We start from the raw sequence: 24,808 nt of genomic DNA, 5'->3' as shown, positions 1-24,808 counted from the left end.
TCGCTGGTATGGACAGCAGCGACGGTTTAGCGGATGCAGTTTTGCAAATTTGCCGCGCTAGTGGTGTTGGTGCTGTTATAGAATCTACGCAAATTTCTTTACCAGATGCTTTCAACTCCTGGCTGACAAAAGAAAAAGCGCTATCATACGCTCTTGACGGTGGTGAAGACTTTGAATTAGTGCTGTGCTTGCCAAAAAAAACAGCTTATGCATTAGTTCAAAAACTTGGTAAAGGGGCAGCGATCGTGGGAACAATTACATCTGGCTCCAAAGTCCTCTTACACGACCAAAACCCAAAAAACCCCGACCAAATTCTCACTATTGGTCGAGGGTTTCAACATTTTGGGACGAGCTGAGTAGCGAAGGAGCAAAGTTAGTTGTAGAGACGCGATCGTCCGAAGTCTCTACAGGAGTAGGAAGTTGGAAGTTGAAGCCCATTTTTGATTTAAAAACCACAACTGACAACTCAAAACTTAAAATTCTTCACTCATAACTTTGCTCCTCCTAACTTTTTGCTTAACTCCACTTATCGGCTACTAGTTCTGCCAAATCCAAGACTCGCTGGCTGTAACCCCACTCGTTGTCATACCATGCCATCACCTTCACCATGTCGCTGCCCATGACCATTGTCAAGCTAGCATCGACAATCGAAGAAGCTTCGCTACCTTGATGATCGGATGATACCAAGGGTAGGTCGCAATAATCCAAAATGCCTTTCATTGGACCTTCGGAGGCATCTCTCAGGGCTTGGTTGACTTCTTCGGTAATAGTGCGCTTCTCGACGTTAACGACGAAATCCACCATCGAAACGTTCGGGGTGGGTACGCGCAATGCCACACCATTCAGCTTACCTTTGAGGTCTGGTAGTACCAACGCTACAGCTTTTGCCGCACCGGTGGAGGTGGGTACAATGTTCATTGCCGCAGCACGAGCACGTCGCAGATCTCGGTGGCTAGCGTCTAACAGACGTTGGTCGCCGGTGTAACTATGAGTAGTGGTCATTGTGCCTTTGATGATGTTGAACTTCTCGTGCAACACCTTGGCAATGGGAGCCAAACAGTTGGTAGTACAGCTGGCATTACTGATGATGTTGTGTTTGTTGTGGTCGTAGTCGTGATGATTCACGCCAACTACAAACGTACCATCTTCGTTTTTGCCTGGGGCAGTGATCAGAACCTTCTTGGCGCCTGCATTTACATGCTTCATTGCCCCTTCTTTGCTGGTAAATACACCTGTTGCTTCAATAATCAGGTCTATTTCCCAGTCTCTCCAGGGCAAGTTTTCTGGATTGCGATCGGATACGCACTTAACGGTTTTCCCGTTAATGATGATAGAATTATCATCGGCAGAAATGTCAGCATTCTTTAATTTTCCTAGCATCGTGTCATATCTGAGCAGATGCGCGTTGGTTCTAGGGTCTGAGGTGTCATTGATAGCAACCACATCGATGTTGCTATGTTCTCTACCTACCCAGCAGCGCATAAAGTTACGTCCAATGCGCCCAAAACCGTTGATTGCAACTCTAATCACAGCGTCTTGCCCCTCTGTATTTATGCCTATACATTAATATCGTTGACCACGATCATACAGCAAAGGGAGGGGGTATTTATAACTATAAAGTGCTAGAGCAACAAAAAAATACATATTTTATTTAGATTTATGGAAGTAGAGGTTTTGGGCAGCGATGTAATATCTGACCGATTCCGGGACTAAATAACGAATTGACTGGCGTTCGCTGCACATCTGCCGAATTAAACTTGACGAAAGTCCCACTATCGGTATGTGCAATAATTGCCACTTAATGGTAGAAAATTGTTTTTGCAATTGTTGCTCTACTTGCTTGCAGATTAACTCGGTTTGAGCTATATTCTCTCCACCGACTAATCGGGGTGCGACCAAAAAATCACACATTTGTACTAATTCTCGTCCACGATACCAACGGGGCAAAGTAAGGATGGCATCCAAGCCGAGAATCCAGTACCAGTGAGTATTAGGGTAAAAAGTAGATAACTCAAGTAAGGTATCAATCGCATAGGAAGTTCCGGAGCGATTCACCTCAACCAATGAAATAGCAAACGAGGGGTTGTCTTTGATCCCTAGTTGGAGCATTTCTACTCGATGCTCAAAGGAAGTCGCTTGTTTATGAGGAGGATTTAACGATGGCACCCAAATTACGTATTCTAAGGGTACTTGGTACAAAGCAGTCTCAGCTAGAATCAAGTGTCCCCAATGAACAGGATCAAAAGTGCCGCCGAAAATTGCAATAGACCGCATATGCTTAGTGTGAGTTTTATTTCAGTTTAAAAGCAGTTTCCCATCCCAATGTACTATTGAGCGATAATTCCAGTAAGGAAAACAAAAAATGTATTTGAAATTACAGTCATTTCTTTCCCGATGCGGCGGAAATTTTCAGAATAAACATAAAAACAGTTCAGAAAAAGAAAAAATCCCATGCCTTGGTAAAATCATTCTGAACATGCAGATGTTTAGCATTCGATAGCAACTGAATCATCAGACAGAAAATGATGCATAATCTGTAAGATAAAAATCAAATTCCTGTTATGATACGCGTGTCATTTATGAATATTGGTGTGGTGTGGTGTAAGAGGATTAAACAATGAGCAATTCTGTAGACTTTAGTGGTAGACCATTTCACTTTATTGGTATCGGCGGTATAGGTATGTCTGCTTTGGCATACGTTCTGACAAAACGCCATTTGCCAGTGTCAGGTTCGGATCTTCGTCCAAACCACATTACACAAAAGTTGGAAGGTATCGGATCTCATATATTTGGAAGGCAAGAAGCAAGCAATCTCGCCTTTTTTCATCCTCCAAGTGAGGTGATTACTGAGAGGAATGCAGTAGTATTAAATTCACCAGATAAATCGCCCACTGTAAGTAAAGGAATACTGCCCCAAGTCATTTGTTCAACAGCAATTAATACAAATAATTTAGAATACAAAGCAGCACTAGAATTAGGTTGCCCAATCTTTCATAGGTCTGATGTATTAGCCGCATTAATTGCCGAATATTACAGTATTGCAGTAGCAGGAACGCATGGTAAAACTACTACTAGTAGCATGATTGGTTATATGCTACTGCAAGCTGGTTTAGACCCAACGATTTTGATAGGTGGTGAAGTAAAAGCTTGGTCTGGCAATGCCCGATTGGGAGAAAGTAAGTATTTAGTAGCTGAGGCAGATGAATCAGATGGTTCTTTGGTGAAACATGCCCCAGAAATTGGCATCATCACCAATATTGAATTAGATCATCCCGACCACTACGACACGTTAGAGCAAGTGGTGGAAACTTTCCAGACATTTGCTCATAGTTGCAAAATATTGATCGGTAGTATTGATTGTGAGACCGTAAGCGATCGCCTCAAACCAACTATCAGCTACAGCTTACACTCAGACACCGAAGCTGATTACACTGTCACCAATATAGAATATCGCGCCGATGGTACAACAGCTTTAGTTTGGGAACGAGGCAAAGCCTTGGGCGTGTTAAACTTGCCTTTGCTCGGTCGTCACAACCTCAGCAACTGTTTAGCCGCAGTCGCTGTTGGTCGAGTCTTAAATTTAGAATTTGGCTTAATTGCTTCATCTATTGCCACTTTTGAAGGTGCAAAACGCCGCTTTGAATTACGGGGTGAAGTCAATGGTATTACCTTTATTGACGACTATGCCCATCACCCCAGTGAAGTTCGCGCAACTCTCGCTGCCGCACGTCTCCAAGCTAGACCAGGGCAAAGAGTAGTTGCGATCTTTCAACCACATCGTTACAGCCGCACACTCACCTTTTTAGAAGAATTTGCTGAATCCTTTACTTGTGCTGATTTGGTGGTCATCACTGACATTTATAGTGCAGGTGAACCAGATTTAGGACAAGTCAGTGGTGAACAGCTAGTGGCAAAAATTGCTACTCACCAGCCCCATGTGAGTTATCAACCGACTTTATCCTCAGTGCGTGAATATTTACTTTCTAAGCTGTGTCCTGGAGACTTAGCTTTGTTTTTAGGTGCCGGTAACTTAAACATGGTGATACCCGAAGTAATTACAACTCTTTGCGAACCAGCTAAAGCTACATCCTAAAAGCTGACACTTGTTGGTTAATTCCACAACTCATTGTGTCTATCAGAGCGAGAGTTTCGTTGCTTCACCTTTTTGCCGTATAAATACGGCAAATAAATGTAAAAAAATCACCAATTGAAGTTATATGACAATTTCCCAGGCAGCTGAAAACGTCTGCAAAGTTTCTAACTTAGCGACAAGTAAGCAAGAAACAGTTAATTCTATTGAGAAGAAAGTTTACGTAATCGGTAGCGATTTTGCAATCAAGTCTCAGGCTTCCCTCGCAGCGGTTACTTCCTACAGAGTTGGGGGACCCGCCGAATGGTACGCAGCTCCGCGAAACTTAGCAGCACTAGAAGCAAGTGTCAAGTATGCAAAAGAACGTGATTTATCAGTAACAATACTCGGCGCTGGCTCTAACCTGTTGGTAAGCGATCGCGGTATATCCGGTTTAGTTATCGCTACTCGTCATCTGCGCCACAGCCACTTTGACCCCCAAACAGGTCAATTAACAGTTGCAGCTGGAGAATCAATCCCCAGCTTGGCTTGGCAAGCAGCAGATTTGGGTTGGTCCGGATTAGAATGGGCGGTTGGTATCCCCGGAACCGTCGGTGGTGCGGTTGTGATGAATGCTGGGGCACACAGTAGCTGTATGGCACAGATGTTAGTCAGCGCCGAAGTGCTTTCACCTGATGGCACATTAGAAATTCTCACCCCCGATCAGTTGGGTTACGCCTATCGGACTTCATTATTACAAGGAAGCGATCGCATAGTCACCCAAGCCACCTTCCAACTCAAGCCAGGGGGAGATCCGGCTTTAGTTGCAGCCGTAACAAAACAACACAAACAACATCGTCTGTCCACTCAACCCTACAACTTCCCCAGCTGCGGTAGTGTGTTCCGCAACCCCAAACCTCACAGCGCAGGCTGGTTAATTGAACAAACAGGTCTTAAAGGCTATCAAATAGGCGGAGCGCAAGTAGCACAACTCCACGCTAATTTTATCGTCAATCGTGGCGGGGCAAAAGCTAACGATATCTTTGGTCTAATCCGCCACATTCAGCAGCGCGTACAAGACCGCTGGTCGATTTTGTTAGAGCCAGAAGTCAAAATGATCGGAGATTTTCAACCAGTTTGAGGGAATGGGCATCGGGCAAGGGGCACGCTCGATTGGGGGCATTGGACAATGGGAAAGCGTTTTTCCTATTCCCCTTTATCCTTTCCCCATCCCCCATGCCCATTACCCCTAATAGGTAAAAAAAACAGGCAACTGCAAAGCGCATCTATAATTGAATTTGATTTGTTATTCAACGCACACAAAGAACAATCAGTTATGGCAGAAAAAGGACAGGGATTTGGCTTTGGCTTGGGAAAAATGAAAGAACTTGCCGAAGCGTTTAAAAAAGCGCAGCAAGTTCAAGAAGGCGCCAAAAAACTCCAAGAAGAATTGGAGCAAATGGAAATTTTGGGAGAGTCTGGTGGTGGTCTTGTCAAGGTGATTGTCAGCGGAAACCAAGAACCAAAGCGCGTGGAAATTTCCCCAAGTGCTCTAGAAGAAGGTGCAGATGTACTTTCCGACCTTGTGACAGCAGCAATGAAAGATGCTTACAACAAGTCCACTGCGACAATGCGCGATCGCATGGAAGACTTAACCAGTGGGCTAGAGCTTCCCGGATTTCAGTAAAGTGTCAAGAGTCAAGGGTCAACAGTTAAGAATTTTGGACTATGGACTATTGACTCTTGACTATTGACTCCCTAAAGCGGATTTTTATGCCTTATAAGCTGCTTTTTGTCTGCCTGGGGAACATTTGCCGTTCGCCATCCGCAGAAAATATCATGTATCATTTGATCGAGCAGGCAGGTTTGAGCGAAAGCATTCTCTGCGACTCTGCCGGCACATCTAGTTACCACATTGGTAGCCCACCTGACAGACGCATGAATATTGCGGCTACTCAAAAATTGGGAATTAAATTACGTGGTTCAGCCCGACAGTTTCAAAAGTCAGATTTTCAAGATTTTGATTTGATTTTGGCTATGGATCGAGAGAATTATGAAAATATCCTCTCTCTCGATCCAACTGAACTGTATCGCCAAAAAGTGCGCTTGATGTGTGACTTTTGCTCCAAGTACACTATTCCCGAAGTTCCAGACCCTTACTATGGGGGTTCCGAGGGATTTAATCAGGTGATTGATTTACTCGTAGATGCTTGTGAAGGTCTTTTAAAACACGTCACCAGCCAGTAATCAACAGTGTGATTAGCTGTTATTTAACTAAACCCTGCGTAATCGCAAAACGCACTAGTTCAGCGCGGTTGCTAGTTTCGGTTTTCCTTAGTAAGCTGCTAACGTACTTTTCTACTGTCCGAGGACTTAGATGTAACTGATTACCCATCTGGGCATTAGAAAGACCGTGTGTTAACAGTTCGAGGACTTCCTGTTCTCTAGAACTGAAAGATGAGAGGACTTCGGACTTCTCTAAATGATTAACATAATGATGAGAGTCAGCAACTTTAAATCCAGAATTACCTGGATTTTCTTGATGAGAAAAGCCATACTCTAATTTCATGATTTGCGATCGCTCTAAGAGATTGCGAATCGCTGCGGCTAGCTCTTCTAACTCAAAAGGCTTGGGCAAATATAAATCGCACCCTGACTGATAGCCCAAGATTCTTTCCTGAGTCTTAATTCTTGCCGTTAACAAAATAACTGGTAACAAACGAAACGCTGGTTTTTGACGCACCTGACGCACCAATTCATAGCCATTCATTCGTGGCATGACAATATCGGTGACAATTAAATCAGGATGGTACTCGAACACAATCTCTAGAGCCTTTTGACCGTCATCAGCTGTAATTACTATGTAGCCAGATAGTTCCAGATAATCGCTGATAGACAGACGAGTGCCCAGGTCGTCATCCACTACAAGGATCGTCAAGGGCATGGACAGTACACCCCTAGAATTTTTTTGAATAAACAATTTGCTTCTATGAGCAATATCACTAGACTCAAGCAACAACAGTACTCTTATGTTTCATACTATGACAGGATTAACAGCTAGTAACTGCCTTTGGGTTGATTTATAAATAAAATATTAAATTATTACAATAGTTTAATAAAGTTTAACTTATTTTCAACTCTAGGGGTGTAATGCGCGCAGATAGTTTTATGATTTGTCATCGCTCATACATAATTGACAAGCGATCGCTCTTCTTGTGACGAGAAATTAATACTTACTAAATAAATGACCTCGTGCGTTAAATTAATAAGATAACACTGATATCTAGTAAAGCATTTATGGTGGCTTAATATCCCCCACTAAAGTTTACCAACAACTAAACACCAATTTTTCGGCAAATTTGACCCAAGCAAAATACTCAATGAGCGAGAAAACCGACAGTTACAAAGTTGTCACCGATAATCGGCAAGCGCGTTATTTATACGAAATCCTGGAAACCTACGAGGCTGGAGTTCAGTTGACAGGCACCGAGGTGAAGTCAATCCGTGCGGGAAAGGTTAATCTCCAAGATGGCTATGCTTTAATTCGCGATGGCGAAGCATGGCTGCTGAACGTGCATATCTCCCCTTACAATGCTAGTGGACAATATTTTAACCATGAACCTCGCCGCACGCGCAAGCTGCTGCTGCATCGCCAAGAAATCCGCAAGCTAATTGGCAAGGTGGAACAGCAAGGTTTGACTATAGTACCTTTAAAAATGTATTTGAAACGAGGTTTAGTAAAAATAAGTATCGCTCTAGGTAAAGGTAAAAAGCTCCACGATAAGCGAGAAGACTTGAAACGACGCCAAGATCAACGCGATATTCAACGAGCGATGAAGAATTATTAAGCCGCAGGGTGACAAACGCGACTACTACATCAGACTTCACTTTCAGCAGGATTTGTCTATCCTCAGCGTGAGTTAAGAGTAACTTGAGTTTATAGCCCAAGATTGATTTAATTAATCTTTGGAGTAGATAAATTGGTGAGTAACAAAGGAACCCATAAGGAACAAACATTTATGAAAAGTAATCTCACCAATGTTATTGGCGCTAGCGTTTTCGCGTTGAGTATGGCAATGTTACCCTTAACTTTACCTGCACAAGCTCAAGTTAATGGTGGAACTACCAACACCACCCCAGATGGAACGACAACAACTACCCCAAGAACAACAATAACAACTTATGAAAGAAATGATTTTGATTGGGGTTGGTTAGGATTAACAGGTTTATTAGGTCTAGCAGGTTTGGCTGGCAAAAATCGCGGTGAAGACGCAAAGAGCTATCGCGACCCAAACACCGTAGGTACTTCGACTTACAGAGAATAATCAGATATTCCCCGCTTCAGTTGCTTATTTTGGATAAAAAGCGAATCACGAAAAAGAAGAAAGAAGGGATTCATAGCCTCTTTCTTCTTTTTTGTGATCTGTCCTATATTGGGACACATATCATAGGACGTCGCGTCGGATCGTAGAGACGTTTCATTGGAACGTCTCTACAACAGTTGCATCGTTCTAGGGTGCAGGGAAAGGGGAATTTACTTCTTGACTTTGGTCTTGAGGTGTGTATGTGTAATAGCTGGCAATTAAACCAACTACTAGCCACCAAACGCTATTGACTTCAGGACGATAAAAGACAGTATCTACTGTGCCATGAGCGAGCATACCTGCCATTGTGGCGATCGCTCCAATTAACCAAAACCCATCGGCACTTCTCAATTTTCGCAATCGTTGCATTTGTAAAAATGCTGTATTAAAAGTGACTATTAGCAACCAGAGGAAAGCGGCTAAACCAACATAGCCAGTTTCTACTGTCACTTCTAATAAGACCGAATAAGCACTCAAAGCAGTATAACGAGGGTGTTGGTAAAGCGGGTAAATTTTATTAAAAGAGCCGTGACCCGGACCAATACCGATAATTGGGCGATCGCGAATCATCTCAAAAACAGCATCCCATACATTCCGGCGAAAATTATTACTGCTGTCTTTGCGATCGGCAAAAATACTCACAACCCGCAAACGTACTGGCTCTACAAATATCACCGCTAGCAGCAATACCCCAATCAAACCTCCTAAAATAATCGGTAGCGACCAAGTTCGCCAAAAACGAGGCATTTCTATACTCCACCAATAAACCAACAGTGCCATCACAGTTAAAAATGCCACAACTAGCCCAATCCAACCACCACGACTAAAAGTCAAAATTAGGCAAGCAGTATTGACAAAAAACATCGTTAATGCTAGAGCTTTCTTGATCCAGCCTTGCCATACAAACACGGCAACTAAGCTGAAAACCACAGCAGGCAAAAGGTATCCAGCAAGTAAGTTAGGATTGCCCAAATAACTATAGACCCTTGTAGTCTTAGAAAAAGCAGATTCTTGATCGACCCAAGTTGCTAGGGGAGGAGCACCAAAAAACCATTGCCGCATCCCATAAATACTAACAATCAGGGATACGTGCAAGTAAAGGACAATCATCCAAGACCGGAGTTTAGGCGACCTTAACACCCTAGCACAAAGGGCAAACAGCAACAAATAGAGCGTTAACGTTGTCAAATCGTTAAACGCAACTTTTTTCACTGGTGATAATGCTGTAGCGACAGCAGCAACAGCCCAGTAAAGCAATACCAGCAGGTGAATCGGAGTGACTGATGGAATTCTTGGTGCGGCTTCATCTGATAAAGTCAACAACAGCCAAAATCCCACACAAGCTGTCAGCAATAATCCGATGAGTGTACTGGATACAAAAGGCGCAAGAGCATACACCACGCTCAGTAAGCCAGCCGCGATTGTGTCTCCCCATTGTATCAGCACACTGCCTTGCCGCCAGGAACTCAACAACCCCACTAGAAAGCGATGTAGGTAGCTAGTGGTGAGATATTGTTTGAGCGGCAAGTAAGATAAAGTGAATCTTTGCCAAACTAAATTCATAAAGAAAACTGCGATCAATTAACAATCCGCGTAGAACTTGGACTCGATCATAATGCGAGTAGTTCCAAAAAGGTAATCAGGCAAATCGCAAATTGGGAATTAATCGCGTTTGAATCACTTCAGGTAGATTTGATTAGATATAAGCGATCGCTATAAACGTCAGTTAATTTTGACTAATTGATTTTGAACTTACTTACATTTGTTTGCAATTCCTGAGCAATGTCTACAGTTTTTTGCAAAGATTGAGAAATTATCTGGTAACTACTAGTAATTTCTGATACTTGAGAAATTTCTTCTATAAGTTTTGTGACTGCTTGCGATGTTTCCACCTGAGATCCTGTTGATTGAGAAATAGATTGCACTAATTCATCAAGTTGCTGGGATACATTCAAAATTTGATTTAGGGATTTTTTCACATCTTCTACAAGGTGGGTTCCTTTTACCACTCCGGAAGTTCCCAACTCCATCGCTTTGACAACTTCTTGTGTATCTCGTTGCGTGTTTTTCGCTATTTGCTCAATTTCTTGGGTAGCACCTGTACATCGTATAGCTAGTTCGTCTAACTCTGTAGCAAATACCAAAAAACTGTTATTACCCTCATTAATTCTGACAGCTTCTAATTCAGCATTAACTGCCAATATGTTTGCCCTGGCTCCGATCTCTTCAATCAAAGAAATTATACGGCTAATTTGTAGTGAAGATTCTGCCAAGCGCTTGACTTTTTTTGCCATCCCATCAATTGTGGAGCGTAAATTCAAGATGTTTTGCATCGTCAAATCCATAGCCGTTCCGCTTTCTTGAGCATTCAAAGAGACTGTATGAGCATATAATGCAGCTTTTTGAGCGTTTTCTGACATTGATTGCAGAGAACCTGTCATTTGATGAACGTTATCTAAAGTGACGTTGATTTTAGTGTCTTGTGTGAGGGATTTTTCAGACAGTTGTCGAATTGCATCTTCGTTTTCATTAACAGCTATATTTACCTGAGAGGTAGATGATTCTACTTTCACCACAATTGCTCTGAGATTATCGACTATTGTGTTAAAATTTTCAGCGATAATGCCTATTTCCCCAAATATGACTTCTGCCTTAACTGTCAAATCACCTTGAGATGCTTTGTCGATATCTTTGAGCAATTTGAAAATTTGCTGTTGTAATAATTGTTGTTGTTGAAGTTGGTCATCAGAAACAACTTCAGCACGAGAACTGGCATTTGTAATTTTTTCAATTAGTGATGCTTGCTCTAAAGCATAGCCAATAGGAATTGCCACTTGCCTCAACAAATTAATTTCTAATTCTTGCCATTGACGGGGACGAGAACATTGATGAGCGATCAGCAAACCATAAAGTTTATTGTTAATCAAAATTGGTGCAACTAAATTTGCTTTGACTGCGAATTGTTCCAACTGAGCTAGGTGACAGTCAGTCAAATCAGCTGCATAAATGTTTGTCAGAGCTTGCACGCGTCCTTTCTGGTACTTTTCTACATAATTGTTGGCAAAACAAGGATCGGCGATTTCTGCTCCCAAAGCGACTGGAAACTCAGGATTTAGGGATTCAGCAATTATCTTGCCTTGCCAATTTTCATCAAATTTGTAGACAATAACTCTATCTGCTTCGAGAGCTGCTTGTACAGTCGTCACAGCAGCATTCAAAATGTACTGAGTATTTAGGGAGCCACGGCAACGTCCAGTAATTTCATGAACTAGTTTTGCGACTTTTACTTCATCTTCATTTTGGCAGACTTGTTGGGTAATCTTATCTGCTAATTGGTTGAAACTAACAGCTAATTCTCCAATTTCATCAGCTGAAAAAATTTCTGACCGAGCAGTGCGATCGCCTGCTGCATATCTTAAGGCTATTCGCTGTAAACCCTGAATCGGTTTAATAATTGTTTGTCTCTGAATCCAAGTCCAAATCAATATAATCGCTAATGCCAAAATAACCGTGAATAACTGCACCCAAAAACTCTCTGCAAGCATTTTATTCAAGGCTGTTTCTGGAGTTACCCGCACTAAAATAGCCACAGGCTGCTTAGTAAAAATAGCAATCGGCTCATCATCTGCTTGGATAATTTTATAAGGTACAGCCTTGGTCGCTACAGTGTAAGTTTGATTGTCAATTTTTATCCGTGCCGTGACTGGTTCACCTTCGGAATTTAATGCTGTTTCTAGTAACGATTTACCTGTTTTAGGTAAGTCGAAATTTGATAGTTTCTTCGATTCATCCTGATCTAAAGATGTTGCTAAGGTAAATTCTCCTGTTGGTTTGCGAAAATAAACTGCGCTATATCCACCAGGAGTTGTCAATGTACTTCTCAAAATTGATTCTTTGCCGTTGACTATATCCCCAGAAACTAAAGCACCAATTACTAAATTTGTTTCTGGATCTTTCACCGGCGTAACTATGTAACGAATCAGTGCATCTTTATTTCTAAATCCACTTGGTAAAGGTGGGGATTCTCGGCTCAGTTCTGACCATTTGACAATGCGACTAGTTTTAATCTGTTTTGGATAGTTGAAAACTTCACTAACTAAATTGTCGGGATTAAAAATTTCTCCTTGACGGTCAGCATTGGCATTGACTATAATCTGAAAATCTTTGCCAACAAGCGTAGCATATTCTATTGTTCTTGCTTTGATTTCATTTTGGAGAATTTGCTTGACTTCTGCCTTCAAGCTTGGGCTTAAGGATTGACCAGAAGCATTCAGCCTTGCCGCTTTAATAATTGCAGTATTATCTGATTGCCCTCGAAAACCAAAGCTCATTTGATTAACTTTAATATTGTAAGCCATATCTGTAACTGCAACTTCTGACTTAGCTTGTTCGAGTGACAAAGCTTGAAGATTACTTGTAGTTAAATATCTACTAATAATCCCCACCCCCAAAATTGCTATTAGTTCTGAAGCAATCAATACAATTAACTGTTTGTGAGCAATAGAAAGATTAGCAAACTTTTGCCATAAAGAAGGTTTTACTCGTAACGAACTAAGCCTATTGATAGATTGTGCAAAATTTTCTAATCCAGAATCTTGACGAGAGTTATTTAACAAATGTCTTGACGAACTAAATTGACTATCTTTTGTTGTTAAAGAATTTTTTCTCATTTTAATTTCCCTCTTCATTCAGTAATTTATTAATTTTGTTCGCGGCAAAAATTTCACAGTTTTCGCACTAAACTTAATAACTGCCGAAGAAATAACGAATAGATATTTACACGCTCATATAGACTTAAGTCATGATGAAAACGTGTAAAAAATCAGCCGTTTAAAAGCCAGTCAGAGAGCGGCTTTTAAAATTTTATTTTTCGTTGAATCTAAAAGTGAACAACGATACATTTTACTGAACTCTAGCCGGGAATCTTAATAAAGGGATACATAACATCGAAAATAAAATAAGGATGCACTCTCATATCCGAAGAAAGTTCTGCCGGATTTGTCTGATCTACCTAGGTAATGAGTTAAGTAATTAATTTATCATGAATCTAAATTTACCACAATCAAATATCAATCTTAAATTATATTTTTGACAAAATTAGCTGAAAACAAAGACAAATGAGGTCTTTCTCCTCATTCTAAATCGATGTGTAAAAACAATTTAATACATTTGATACTTGTATGTATGTTAATAACCCCATAAGATCAGCATGGGTGGAGTATAAATTAAGATATATTTGCTTGGGAAAATAGATGCTGCCAACTGTGATGATAAAAGTAGATTGCAGCCAGCAGGAAATAAAATATTTAGGTATAGCTAACATTTCTGCTGGGTCAAGGGAAACCCCATATTTCATGGGGAGGGGTTTGGTGATATTAAAGGCTGATTTTTCCGCTTCTATGTGCCTCCTTAATCTTCTTTTTCTTTCTCCATACATAACATGCAGCTTTCTTTATACCGTGTGGGTAAAGTATCCAATATTTTTCCTTTTTTACCCTTTCTGCCTAGGAAGGTAAAATGCTTTGACAAGACAATTTTACTGATATCTTAAAAGACAATAAATCTACATAATGCGCGTACATCTTTAGTAATCAAAACTTGCGCGATCGCAGTCGTCACCAAAAGCAAATTTTACTTTCATCGGTGACGACTAGTTTCGCAACAATCAATCTTAAGTTTTTCTCACTCTCAGATAAATAGACTAAATAGCTTATTTTTCGACGCATTCAACGATAATTCCAGGTTTTATCGTCAAGATCACAAACATTTCACCATCCTCAAACGCGAAAAAATACGATCTGCATCAGACATTGCTAACTTTTTCTGTTGTCGCTACTTTTAATGGTAAAGAAAGCACATAGCGGTATCCTGATTGTGGTGAACCTTGAATCGAAATTTGCCCACCATGCAAGGAAGCCAGATGACAACTAAGCAACAGACCCAAACTTTCGCGAGACATGCTTTTATGCGGCTTAGTTAAATCTAAGTTGGGATCAACACCAAATTCGTATGAATTTGAATCATCCAACTCTACTAATGGCAAACTCCTTACTTGCTCTTGATTTTTCCGATGAATATTGTAACTTGCAGCCTCAGCAGTCAGTTCCACCAACGTTAGGGGAGTTAGACAAAAATAAGGATCAACCTCGGTTATACCGTCTCCCAACCAGGGATGCGATACCCAGACAGTAATGTTGAGTGTACCTTCCTTGTAAGAAACATGAATGCGAACAACGCTACCTGTAGCAGAAAGTTGAATCACGCTGAAAACCAGGTGATAAAGCATTTGTCGCACCTTGTCTTTATCCAAAGTCCAAATGCGACTGCGGTTTGGTTCTATGGACAAGCGAATGTCTTGGTCGCGACGGTTGGCTGCTTCTTCTAAAGTATTGATAGCTTGTTGACACAGCATTTCAATATCCATAGGAGCTAGATTCAGCACATTCGGGCTTTCATCCATTGTTCCGAGTTCGCTAATTTCATTTACCAACGAAAGCAAGTATTGACCACTGTGTTGGATAATCTCTATATATTCTCTTTGCTTAGTCGTCAAAGGCCCATAGATTTCACGTCTTAAAACACTAGCCATACCTAACACAGATGTTAACGGTGTACGCAACTCTTGAGTTAGCTGCCCCAATAGTTCCAGCTTTAGTTGCTTGGTAGGATCGATGTCTTTTTCTATTAGGGGTGTGGTGATTCTGATTTCGCTGCGCTCCTCATCCTGAAACGAGAAATGAGAAGCGTCATTGTGAGTGGTTTCTGGCTTTTGTTGCAAAAGTCGATTGCGCTCAAATTCACTCATGCACCAACGAGCTATGATTTGTAAAAATTCAATATCTCGCTGGGAAAATTCGTGTTCTTTGAGATACATGACTGCCAGCGAACCCAGACAATGCCCAGAAGCATCAATTAGCGGTGCTCCCATGTAAGCGCGAATGCCATAATCTTTTACCAATTTGCTACTTTGGAGTTCGGCAACCGTAATTTTTCGCATATCAGTGATAACCACTATTTGCGAAGTCTCTACCACCTGGGTGCAAAACGATTCCTGGCGTAATAGTTGACGACTTTGCGCCAGCTGATTCATGATTCCCAGTCTAGATAAGCCTACCGCAGATTTGAACCAATGACGGTCTTGATCGACAAATCCTAATATGGAAATTGGGGAATCCAAAAAGTGGGCAGCAGTTTGAGTGGCTTCTTCAAAAACAGGAATCGTTTCTGATTGCCGCAAACCTAGTTCCAACAATGCTTTTAGTCGTTGTTGTTCTTTTGTTTCCTGGGAAGCCCAACCATTCTTTAGGGCAAACAATTTGTTTTCCGGCTCTACCATTGCCACTCTTACCTTGATAATTGCTTGATACTACAATTTATATAACCACTTTTTATGGGTTATTGTTTGCTAATTTAAGGATTCCCCAATTTTGATGCCGATAAACAATTTTGTCGCAAAATTTTTTACCTTACTTAAAAATATTGAGTGCTGAGTAAAACAACAAATACTTTGAGAATGCGACTTGTGTATTTTTATGGTATTAGATTTAATTCTGGTGAACGATACGTATACCCATACTGGCTTATCGGCAGAGACGCTCTTCAATTATCTGGCATCCGCGATCGCCCTTTCTGTTCATCCAAGGCTGTGGCTTTGTTAGACTCACTGCTGAAAATAACTTTAGATTTAATCTAGCGCGATCGCGTTAGTTTTCCATTTGAGGTGGGTACGATAACCCGAAGGATAAAACAAAAAAAATTTTCATTCTGAATATAGAAGCTAAAATTTTCCGTTTATCTACTCAAGGCAATTCAGCGAACAATTATTTTTTTCTGGAATTCACTGAGGCTATTTTCTGGAAAATTATCAAAGATACAATCATTTTTTGCTAAAAATCAAAATGACAACTAAAGAAAAAAATCATCTAAAATTCACAAATACTTCATAATCACTAATTATCCAAACTTGGGGATTTAGTCAAAAATGGATTATATGTGAAAAAACCAGATTTTGAGATTAATTTTGAGGCTTTCTGAAAAAGAAGAATATGACAATTAGAATTCCTTTTGTAGACCTTAATTTACAACATAAATCGATAAAAAATCAATTACAGCAGGCAATGCAGGCTGTATTTGAAAAAGGAGATTTTATTTTAGGGCAAGCCTTAAAAGAATTTGAGGCAGCATTTGCAGCGGAGTCTGGGACAAAATACGGTGTTGGTGTTGCTTCGGGAACCGATGCGATCGCTCTCGGTTTGCAAGCTTGTAATATTGGTGCGGGTGATGAAGTAATTTTGCCAGCAAACACCTTTGTCGCCACACTAATTGGCGTGGTACGTGCGGGAGCAAAACCGATTTTTGTCGATTGCGACCCCAAAACAGCCTTAATTGATTTAGAAGCGGCAGCAAGAGCAATTACGCCACATACCAAAGCGATTATCCCCGTCCATCTTTATGGACAAATGGTATCGCCACAGCAATTGTTAGACTTTGCCAATACCTACAAAGTGCTAATTTTTGAAGATGCGGCACAAGCGCATTTAGCCGAACGCGATGGATATCGCGCCGGTTCGGTGGGGATAGCAGCAGCATTTAGTTTTTATCCAAGTAAAAATTTAGGTGCATTTGGGGATGGGGGAATACTGCTAACAAAAGATGCAGATGTTGCCCAGAAAATGACACGCTTGCGGAATTACGGCGCATCGTCGAAGTATTATCATACCGAAGCGGGTACAAACAGCCGTTTGGATACGATGCAAGCGGCAGTGTTGCTAGAGAAATTACCATACTTGACGAATTGGAATAGCGATCGCCTGAACATTGCCCAACAGTATGATGCTGAACTAGCACCCCTAAATCGGCTAGGCATTATCCCCATACAAAACCAAAGTGGTGCAGGACACGTTTATCATCTTTATGTAATCAAAATCGATGATTCTTGTCTGCTTTCACGTCAACAAATCCAGGAACAACTCACAGCAGTAGGAATTCAAACAGGCATTCACTATCCAATTCCTTGCCATCTCCAGCCAGCATTTACCGACTTAGGTTATCAAATTGGAGACTTTCCCCAAGCAGAAAAGCAGGCAAAGCAAATATTATCACTACCCATCTACCCAGGCTTGAGCCATAGCCAAGTCAAAGAAGTTGTCGCAGCCTTGGCATCAATCCTCACCGGCGAACAACAACAGTTATTGTGCATTTAATCACCAATGGCTAATAGCTCATTATCATTTAACTATGAGCTATTAGCCAAAGCGCAAATATTTAATATTTAATTTTGAATCGCTGAAAATTATGACATTCCAGCGTCAGATTCACAACACAAACGCAACACAATTGTTCAACTTCGCCATTCTCGGTGTATTAGCGCTGCTTTATGCCCCCATATTGCTGCACTGGTTGGATGGTTGGCTAAACAAAACTATTAGTACAGAACACGAATATTTTAGCCACGGTATTATTGGTATACCTTTTGCCGCATATCTGAGCTGGATAAACCGAAAAAAATGGCAACGACTGCCAGATAGAAATCATCCTTTGGGTGTAGCCTTGTTGATAATGGGGGGAATTTTTTATCTTAGCGGCGTCACCGAATGGGTTAACCTTTCCTTCCCCGCCATCCTAACAGGATTGTGCTTGTGGTTAAAAGGAATTCCCGGCTTTAAATTGCAAGGATTTCCCCTACTATTAGTGTTTTTGGCAACTCCAACAGCATTACCTTACCTCATCGCTCCCTACACCTTGCCTCTGCAAAGCTTCATCGCTGGTACGGCTGGCTTCATACTAAGTCAGTTTGGCATGGAAGTAGCTGTCGATGGCACAAATATCTTCGTCGGGGGACGCATTGTCGAAGTTGCCCCTTACTGTGCAGGGTTGAAGATGCTATTTACTACCTTATACGTCTGCTTAATGCTGCTTTATTGGACAGGTGCTTTATCATCGCGTCGCACAACTATTTGGTTTTTATCTACTGCTGTTGTCGTCAGCGTCACCGCGAATATCATTCGCAACACTTTACTGAGTTTCTTTCATGGCACAGGACAACAGGCAGCTTTTGAATGGCTGCATGACAGTTGGGGTGGAGATTTATATTCTGCGATTATGCTGCTTTTGTTAGTGCCTATTCTCAATCGATTTGATCGATATTTTTCAGAACATGAAGCAACTTTGCCAGAAGAGGAAAGGTAACATATCCTACACTGCTGCAACGGATATGAGTGTCAGTAGACCGAAAAGTTCTGCGATCGCTCGCTTGTTGGAACTTTGGCAGGACGATCGCACTCATCCTGCCAAACTACTGTATTTGAAGATATCACTCTGGCGATCGCGCTCTTTGTTAGTTTGCTTTTTGCGAAGCGTGGGCTTTGCCCAATCGCTTTGTGTCTTTGCTGTGAAACGCGACCTGCGGCTTTAATTAAATCGGCGAAAAAGCAGCCGATCGTAGTTGCTGGTTCTCAGATTTATTGAAATATGGCAATATATCTTGATAACTCCAATTTTCAAACTCCTTGATTTTGATAGATTTGTTGTTCTCGATTAATAAAAACCTCAGCTAATGCTTCATAGGCTTCAGTCCAAGCAGTCATCACTTCTTCCGTTGCTGCATTTCCCAAAACATCTTTAATTGCTAGTAATAAACATTCCCCGACTATGGGATATTGTTCTGGTAAAACTTGGGTTTTTACATGACGATGAGCGATTTGATCTACCATTGCTTTTAATGCTTCGAGATCGTCAATATGAGTGGCATAGCTATAAACTGCGGTAGCAAGTTTAGCTGGTTGACTAGCATTAGCTTGTGCGGACAGATCGAACTGTGCTTTCACTTCTGGATAGTTATGAAACAGAATTTCGTACATCCGAGTAGTAATTTTTTGACCCTGTTGTTTGAGGATAGGGGCAGTAGATTTGACGATGTTGATAGTTTGTTGACTAATTACCTTTGTGGTATTCATAATTTCACGATCTCCTATTTATTGAACCAAATGATTAATGACTAATGATAGACGTAGCACGATACGTCTCCACATAACCTTTTTCCAAACAACGATTAGCCAAGATGATTTTGATGTTGTTAAAAATTAGGCGGGGGCAAAATTAAGAGCAGCTGTCATGTGTCATATCCAAACTCTATATTCTTACTCTGACATCAAGTTTCAGTCCTGTCTGTGAGGTAGCTCATAGTTGAAAATAAACCGTTGTTGAGGAAGGGTTTATTTGTCTTTTTTATTGGTTTAGCGAGTCTGCTAATTCCATTAAATCTGTTGAATTGTCGGATTGTTGCGTTAATATCGGTTCCGGTAGCCAAGTACCGAGGTCTTGTTCTCGTTGAACACGAGCCGATCGCAAATGATCGATGCACAGACGAGTAATGATAGTTGCCAAACAAGTCTTTGCCGAACGCACTGTTTCGCTTGCCGTCTGAGGAATTTTTCCCCATACCCCCTTAGACTCTGCCTGATGCCCGAAAAGGGAGAGTGTCAAAATTACTGAACTCAGGAAGTGATTTTAGCAGGTAAAATTTTGCGTAAGTATTGCAAATTTTACTGATGATTTCCTTTTCTAAATTACTCAAAGAAAACCAATTTCCTAAGGTAGCAGCGCTTTTGTTGTTACTACTACTGCTGGTGATAGGAGCTGTACCCGGATACATCACAGGACACTGGCAATGGCAAAAACTGCCTCCTATCACCAGTCTCAAACAGTTGAGACAGTTGCGTTCTCAAGGGTTAAACCTTCCAGGTTGGCAAACCATTGAAAAAAGCCAACAACAGATTGGTGGACGCAAATGGTTAATGCAAGTCACCAAAAAACAAGGAACACAAACCCAGGCTATCTTGCTTTTGTTGCCGCAAACTGATTCCAAAAATCAACCAGAAGTAGAATGGACAGAGATAAAAAGCTGGCAGCAGTGGAACGAAGCTCAATATCGTCGGGGGGAATTTACGGTTAAACAACCATCAACCGAAGTTAAAGTCGAGGCTCGATTTTTTCGCGCCTCCACTATGAAGCAAACATTTGCGGTTTTGCAATGGTATGCTTTCCCCAATGGTGGAAATCCATCACCTATACGGTGGTTTGTAGCAGATCAATTAGCACAGTTACGCAAGCAGCGTGCCCCTTGGGTTGGTGTGAGCATTATGATTCCGATGGAACCTTTGGGGCAGGTAGAAACAACTTGGTCTTTAACCAAGTCTCTTGGGGAAATAGTCCAGGAGGCATTAATGGCGGGTTTTTTCTAAAAGGAGTTAGGAGTTAGGAGTTAGGAGTTAGGAGTTTGGAGTTAGGAGTTAGGAGTTTGGAGTTAGGAGTTTGGAGTTTGGAGTTGGGAGTTTGGAGTTTGGGGTTTGGAGTTTGGGGTTTGGAGTTAGGAGTTAGGAGTTAGGAGTTAGGAGTTAGGAGTTAGGAGTTTGGAGTTAGGAGTTGGGAGTTAGGAGTTAGGAGTTAGGAGTTAGGAGTTAGGAGTTAGGAGTTAGGAGTTAGGGGTTGGGAGTTTGGAGTTTGGAGTTTGGAGGAGCGGTAGAAACGTGACGACGGAACGTCTGTACGGGAGGAGCGCTCGTAGCGGAGTCCTGACCACTTCTTTGTAAAACAGGTTTCGCTTCTTAGGTTATGCAAAAAAAAGATAAATTGTATAAAAATACCTGTGATTAAGAGCGCACACTCAGAGTATTTCCAGAGTAAAATAGCCACTCGGCGCGACAGTTTCTTAATTTAGCTTGATTGCATCGATGTTCATAGTTACCAGTTCATGTAGTAGGCGTGTATTCAGCGCTTTGTGTCTTGTTAATCTTCAGGTAGCGGTGTTCTGTACAATATCTGTACCGGATGTTGTGGCTCAACCTTTACCCTCCCCAGGACAGTTGCCAGGGCAACCTCCCTCACCCCCATCCAGTGTTGATTTTGCACCTGCGGGTTTAAACGAGGGAATATCACCCCAACTTGGTCGCTATCTTTTAGGACCCGGAGATGTCTTGGGGATTACAGTTCAATCTCCTCCAGGTCGCTACCGCTTAGGACCTGGAGATATAATCAGCGTTGCGGTTCAGCGCTTTTCCGATTTAAGTTTTCAAGCGCAAATAAACCCTGAAGGCAATATTGCAGTCCCGCTACTGGGAACAGTGTCCCTACGAGGTTTAACTTTACAACAAGCAGAAGCAAAAATTCGCTCTGGTTTAAATCGGTTTGTGATCGATCCGATTGTCGCTTTATCGCTCTCTAGGCAACGTCCAGATTTGAGTTTTCAAGCCCAAATAAATCCTGAAGGCAACATTGTTGTGCCGCAATTGGGAACAGTTTCGGTACAAGGCTTGAGTTTGGAAGAAGCTCAAGAAAAAATTCGCTTGGGTTTAAGTCGCATTTTGGTCGATCCGGTTGTGGCAGTGGGGCTTGCAGGGGCGCGACCAGTTCAAGTTACCATTAGTGGTGAAGTGCCGCGTCCAGGAATTTATCCGATCGCTTCCCCAACACCCCGCATTGCTGATGCGCTGCTGGTAGCTGGGGGTTCAACGCTCAACGCAGACCTAAGGCAAGTGCAAGTGCGTCGGAGATTAATTGATGGTTCTATAATTTCACAAACTATTGATTTGTATGCGACGTTGCAAAATGCTAGCTCATTGCCTAATCTACGTTTGCAAGACGGTGATGCAATAATTGTGCCGCGTCGAGAAATTGGTACTGATGACGGTTATGACCGAAATTTAGTAGCTCGTTCAACTCTAGCTCAACCGCAAATTAGAATCCGCATTTTAAACTATGCGGCTGGTGGAATTGGCACTCAAGTACTGCCTAATGGTAGTAGTTTTATCGATGCTTTGGCAGGAATTAATCCGGACAATGCCAATCTCCGTGAGATTGCTCTTGTTCGCTTCGATCCCGAACGAGGTAAAGCCGTCACCCAAAAACTTGATGCGAAAAAGGCACTTTCCGGGGATGCGTCTCAAAATGTACCGCTACAAGACAATGATGTTATTGTTGTAGGTCGAACCCTGATCGGTAAAATTACTAATATTTTGACTACGATTACTCGACCTTTTTTCAATGTTGAGAGTTTTATCCGGTTCTTTGACACGTTTAGTGGTAACTCAAGGTAGTTACTTTCTTGCCTTTTGCTGTTGGTCACAAAACTTGTTTAAAGTCAAAGATGCTCGCGCTTTGTTTTTCCAGTTTCTGCTTTTCTGCTAAAACCTGCCTAAGAATTTGATTATTGTTATGGCTCCACCGATTGTTAAGCGCTACCTGATTGCTTTTGATAAGTACAAGTGGATTGGATTAGCCAGTTTTGGTTTAGTTGTAGCGGGGTCAACTCTGGTGGCTGTGCAACCAGAGCCACCCACTAGCTATCTAGCCAGTGCTGCACTTGCCTACACTCGTCCAGCAGTTTCTTTCTCGGCAACTGGTACGCAAATCCAGCAGCAAGGGCAAGAACTCAGCCAGGAAATTTTGCTATCAGACCAGATAATTGAATCTGTAGCAACGCAAGTAAAGGTCAAGCCGAAAACGATTGGTGAAAATGTAGCGCTGAGTGTTCCGCAAAAAGCGAAGGAAGGAGAAGGAGCGGCTCCAGCAATTATTCAAATAAAATATAAAGATAGTGACCCGAAACGGGCACAAGAGACTGTGCTGGCATTAATGCAAGCAATGGTCAAGTTAAGCGGTGATATTAATACTGGGCGATTAAAGGCAATTATTGCCAAAATTAACGAGCGCGTACCACGAGCGAAGATAGAATTGCAAGCTGCTGAACAGAAATTAGAAAGGTACGATCGCCTGCAACGACCTGCTATATTAGCTGCTGAAAATGGCAGTTTGCTAAACGCAGTCACTATCAGCCAAGGTCAGCAACGGCAAATTCAATTAACGCTCTCCGGAATTGATGCTCAACTTGCCAGTTTACAAAATAAACTGGGGTTGACAGTTAACCAAGCTTATGTATCGTCAGCTTTGAGTGCCGATCCGATTCTTGCCAACTTGCGATCGCAAATTTATCAAACTGAGTCGCAAATTGAATTGCTCAGAAAAGACTTGCGACCAGAACACCCAACAATGATTCAGTTGCGACGTCAAAAAGAAACTTCCGAAAAACTCTTACAACAACGTGCATCTGAGGTTGTCGGTGGTGGGGGTACGGCAGCTCCTTTGACTGCTAGCTCTAGGGCTATTCGTAGCAATAGCAATTTAGACCCGGCACGTCAGCTGTTGGCAAATCAACTGGTGGCTTTGCAAACCCAACGGGATACTCTGCAAAAGCAACTAGCTGATGAAATCAAACAAGAAGCGCGATTGCGGCAAGAGTATTCTCTGATACCTAATAAGCAATTGGAGCGATCGCGTATAGAACAAGAAATTCTCCTCAAAAAAGCCGTCTATGACCAAATGCAAGCAAAGCTTACTGATGCTAAAACCGCAGAAGCAGAAACTGTTACTAGTCTCAGCATTGCTAGACCACCAGTAGTCATTAGCGACAAAAAACCGGATAAGAGTGTGCCCGTCACTTTGGGTGTAGGTGCAATACTGGGATTGTTGGTTGGTGGTGGGGTGATATTTTTATTGGGGGCAATGGAAGGGACTTTCAAAACCAAAGAAGATATCCGCGACAATCTCAAACAACGAGAAGTGGCTCTGCTGGGGGAATTGCCTTTAATGCCAGTTGATGATTTAAGTCCAGAAGCAGTCCCAACAATACTTTCTGCTGAGTCTCCCTATTTAGAGTATTATGAAAAGTTCCGCAGTAATCTGCGTCGCATTGGTGGGAAAAACTTGAAGGTGGTATTGATTACTAGCACCAGCAGTTTGGAAGGAAAGACGGTGAGTGCTTATAATTTGGGCATTGCCTCTGCCCGTGCTGGTAAACGAACTTTGATTATTGAAACCGATTTGCGATCGCATAGCCGTTGCCAATCTCTCAATGTTACTCTCGACTACGATGCCACTGTTGAACCCTTACGCTATTACGGCAGCTTGAGTGAGTGTATTTATTTAGTCCCCGGAGTCGAAAATTTATACATTGTTCCTAGTGCGGGTCCTGTGCGCCAATCTGCCGCCATTCTAGAATCTAGCGAAATGCGAAAGCTGATGGAAGATGCTCGCCAACGTTACGATTTAGTCATTTTAGATACTGGCACTCTCAGTTTATCTAATGACCCCTTGTTAATTCAACCTTACAGCGATGGCATGGTGCTGGTAGCACGACCAAATTATACACAAGAAAACATGCTCGGTGAAGCTGTCGATCAATTGGTTGAATCTGAATTGGGGCTATTGGGAACTGTTATCAATGGCGCTGATATCATCGTTTCTATACCTGAGCCAATTGCACCACGAGTATATCCACCTGAGGAACGAGAAGTGCCTGTTGGGTGATGTCGAGGGGGAG

Annotated in this window: 22 protein-coding genes; 14 read left to right on the top strand and 8 right to left on the bottom strand. The window is 41.9% G+C overall.

Annotated elements, in window-relative coordinates:
* On the top strand, window positions 1-356 hold a 356-nt coding region (locus OGM63_RS00885), incomplete at its 5' end, for an AIR synthase-related protein (RefSeq protein ID WP_263743612.1).
* Window positions 357-516: 160 nt separating this feature from the next.
* Here the strand turns inward: OGM63_RS00885 and OGM63_RS00880 are convergent.
* Both OGM63_RS00880 and nadD read right to left on the bottom strand, forming a co-directional pair.
* Window positions 517-1,530: a type I glyceraldehyde-3-phosphate dehydrogenase gene (locus tag OGM63_RS00880; RefSeq protein WP_263743611.1), complete on the bottom strand. Its 1,014-nt coding sequence runs from the start codon at window positions 1,528-1,530 to the stop codon at window positions 517-519.
* A gap of 117 nt (window positions 1,531-1,647) precedes the next feature.
* On the bottom strand, window positions 1,648-2,274 hold the full coding sequence (gene nadD / locus OGM63_RS00875; protein WP_263743610.1) for a nicotinate (nicotinamide) nucleotide adenylyltransferase: 627 nt from the start codon (window positions 2,272-2,274) through the stop codon (window positions 1,648-1,650).
* A 343-nt stretch (window positions 2,275-2,617) separates the two neighbouring features.
* Here nadD and murC point away from each other — a divergent pair, with 343 nt between their 5' ends.
* From murC to OGM63_RS00855, 4 genes are all read left to right on the top strand, one after another.
* On the top strand, window positions 2,618-4,093 hold the full coding sequence (gene murC, locus OGM63_RS00870) for a UDP-N-acetylmuramate--L-alanine ligase (protein ID WP_263743609.1): 1,476 nt from the start codon (window positions 2,618-2,620) through the stop codon (window positions 4,091-4,093).
* Window positions 4,094-4,217: 124 nt separating this feature from the next.
* The gene (gene murB / locus OGM63_RS00865; protein ID WP_263743608.1) at window positions 4,218-5,210 is read left to right on the top strand and encodes a UDP-N-acetylmuramate dehydrogenase; all 993 of its coding nucleotides are present in this window, start codon (window positions 4,218-4,220) and stop codon (window positions 5,208-5,210) included.
* A 195-nt stretch (window positions 5,211-5,405) separates the two neighbouring features.
* On the top strand, window positions 5,406-5,756 hold the full coding sequence (locus tag OGM63_RS00860) for a YbaB/EbfC family nucleoid-associated protein (RefSeq protein WP_263743607.1): 351 nt from the start codon (window positions 5,406-5,408) through the stop codon (window positions 5,754-5,756).
* 86 nt (window positions 5,757-5,842) lie between these two features.
* Entirely contained in the window at window positions 5,843-6,316 is a 474-nt protein-coding gene (locus OGM63_RS00855; protein ID WP_263743606.1) for a low molecular weight protein-tyrosine-phosphatase, read from the top strand.
* Window positions 6,317-6,335: 19 nt separating this feature from the next.
* Here OGM63_RS00855 and OGM63_RS00850 read toward each other — a convergent pair whose 3' ends face one another.
* Window positions 6,336-7,013, bottom strand: a complete 678-nt coding sequence (locus OGM63_RS00850) for a response regulator transcription factor (RefSeq protein ID WP_263743605.1) — start codon at window positions 7,011-7,013, stop codon at window positions 6,336-6,338.
* A 436-nt stretch (window positions 7,014-7,449) separates the two neighbouring features.
* Here OGM63_RS00850 and smpB point away from each other — a divergent pair, with 436 nt between their 5' ends.
* Both smpB and OGM63_RS00840 read left to right on the top strand, forming a co-directional pair.
* The gene (smpB, locus tag OGM63_RS00845) at window positions 7,450-7,917 is read left to right on the top strand and encodes an SsrA-binding protein SmpB (RefSeq protein WP_263743604.1); all 468 of its coding nucleotides are present in this window, start codon (window positions 7,450-7,452) and stop codon (window positions 7,915-7,917) included.
* Window positions 7,918-8,088: 171 nt separating this feature from the next.
* A complete protein-coding gene (locus tag OGM63_RS00840) occupies window positions 8,089-8,394 on the top strand; it encodes a WGxxGxxG family protein (RefSeq protein WP_263743603.1) in 306 nt (101 codons plus the stop codon).
* A gap of 186 nt (window positions 8,395-8,580) precedes the next feature.
* Here the strand turns inward: OGM63_RS00840 and OGM63_RS00835 are convergent, their stop codons facing one another.
* From OGM63_RS00835 to OGM63_RS00825, 3 genes are all read right to left on the bottom strand, one after another.
* A complete protein-coding gene (locus OGM63_RS00835; protein ID WP_263743602.1) occupies window positions 8,581-9,996 on the bottom strand; it encodes an IctB family putative bicarbonate transporter in 1,416 nt (471 codons plus the stop codon).
* Between the two features lie 173 nt (window positions 9,997-10,169).
* The gene (locus OGM63_RS00830) at window positions 10,170-13,103 is read right to left on the bottom strand and encodes a methyl-accepting chemotaxis protein (RefSeq protein WP_263743601.1); all 2,934 of its coding nucleotides are present in this window, start codon (window positions 13,101-13,103) and stop codon (window positions 10,170-10,172) included.
* A 1,133-nt stretch (window positions 13,104-14,236) separates the two neighbouring features.
* The gene (locus OGM63_RS00825) at window positions 14,237-15,769 is read right to left on the bottom strand and encodes a GAF domain-containing sensor histidine kinase (protein WP_263743600.1); all 1,533 of its coding nucleotides are present in this window, start codon (window positions 15,767-15,769) and stop codon (window positions 14,237-14,239) included.
* Window positions 15,770-15,916: 147 nt separating this feature from the next.
* Between OGM63_RS00825 and OGM63_RS00820 the strand changes: the two genes are divergently transcribed.
* From OGM63_RS00820 to OGM63_RS00805, 4 genes are all read left to right on the top strand, one after another.
* Window positions 15,917-16,126 (top strand): hypothetical protein, encoded by a 210-nt coding sequence (locus OGM63_RS00820; protein ID WP_263743599.1) that lies wholly within the window; start codon window positions 15,917-15,919, stop codon window positions 16,124-16,126.
* Window positions 16,127-16,478: 352 nt separating this feature from the next.
* Window positions 16,479-17,636, top strand: coding sequence for a DegT/DnrJ/EryC1/StrS family aminotransferase (locus OGM63_RS00815; protein WP_263743598.1), 1,158 nt, complete (start codon window positions 16,479-16,481; stop codon window positions 17,634-17,636).
* Between the two features lie 91 nt (window positions 17,637-17,727).
* A complete protein-coding gene (crtB, locus tag OGM63_RS00810) occupies window positions 17,728-18,621 on the top strand; it encodes a cyanoexosortase B (protein ID WP_263743597.1) in 894 nt (297 codons plus the stop codon).
* A 25-nt stretch (window positions 18,622-18,646) separates the two neighbouring features.
* Window positions 18,647-18,847 (top strand): hypothetical protein, encoded by a 201-nt coding sequence (locus OGM63_RS00805; RefSeq protein ID WP_263743596.1) that lies wholly within the window; start codon window positions 18,647-18,649, stop codon window positions 18,845-18,847.
* A gap of 85 nt (window positions 18,848-18,932) precedes the next feature.
* On the opposite strand, the gene OGM63_RS00800 is transcribed toward OGM63_RS00805, so the two are convergent.
* Together OGM63_RS00800 and OGM63_RS00795 are read right to left on the bottom strand one after the other, a co-directional pair.
* On the bottom strand, window positions 18,933-19,388 hold the full coding sequence (locus OGM63_RS00800; RefSeq protein WP_263743595.1) for a globin domain-containing protein: 456 nt from the start codon (window positions 19,386-19,388) through the stop codon (window positions 18,933-18,935).
* Between the two features lie 271 nt (window positions 19,389-19,659).
* On the bottom strand, window positions 19,660-19,917 hold the full coding sequence (locus OGM63_RS00795; RefSeq protein WP_263743594.1) for a sigma-70 family RNA polymerase sigma factor family protein: 258 nt from the start codon (window positions 19,915-19,917) through the stop codon (window positions 19,660-19,662).
* Between the two features lie 65 nt (window positions 19,918-19,982).
* Here OGM63_RS00795 and OGM63_RS00790 point away from each other — a divergent pair, with 65 nt between their 5' ends.
* The 3 genes from OGM63_RS00790 (at window position 19,983) to OGM63_RS00780 (ending at window position 24,795) form a co-directional block, all read left to right on the top strand.
* The gene (locus OGM63_RS00790; RefSeq protein ID WP_263743593.1) at window positions 19,983-20,675 is read left to right on the top strand and encodes a cyanoexosortase B system-associated protein; all 693 of its coding nucleotides are present in this window, start codon (window positions 19,983-19,985) and stop codon (window positions 20,673-20,675) included.
* Between the two features lie 534 nt (window positions 20,676-21,209).
* The gene (locus OGM63_RS00785; RefSeq protein ID WP_263743592.1) at window positions 21,210-22,526 is read left to right on the top strand and encodes a polysaccharide biosynthesis/export family protein; all 1,317 of its coding nucleotides are present in this window, start codon (window positions 21,210-21,212) and stop codon (window positions 22,524-22,526) included.
* A gap of 118 nt (window positions 22,527-22,644) precedes the next feature.
* On the top strand, window positions 22,645-24,795 hold the full coding sequence (locus OGM63_RS00780) for a GumC family protein (protein ID WP_263743591.1): 2,151 nt from the start codon (window positions 22,645-22,647) through the stop codon (window positions 24,793-24,795).
* Window positions 24,796-24,808 lie beyond the last annotated feature (13 nt).

It is taken from the genome of Plectonema radiosum NIES-515, from assembly GCF_025753815.1.
Taxonomy (GTDB): Bacteria; Cyanobacteriota; Cyanobacteriia; order Cyanobacteriales; family Nostocaceae; genus Hassallia; species Hassallia radiosum_A.
This window is presented reverse-complemented; position numbering and strand designations above follow the sequence as displayed.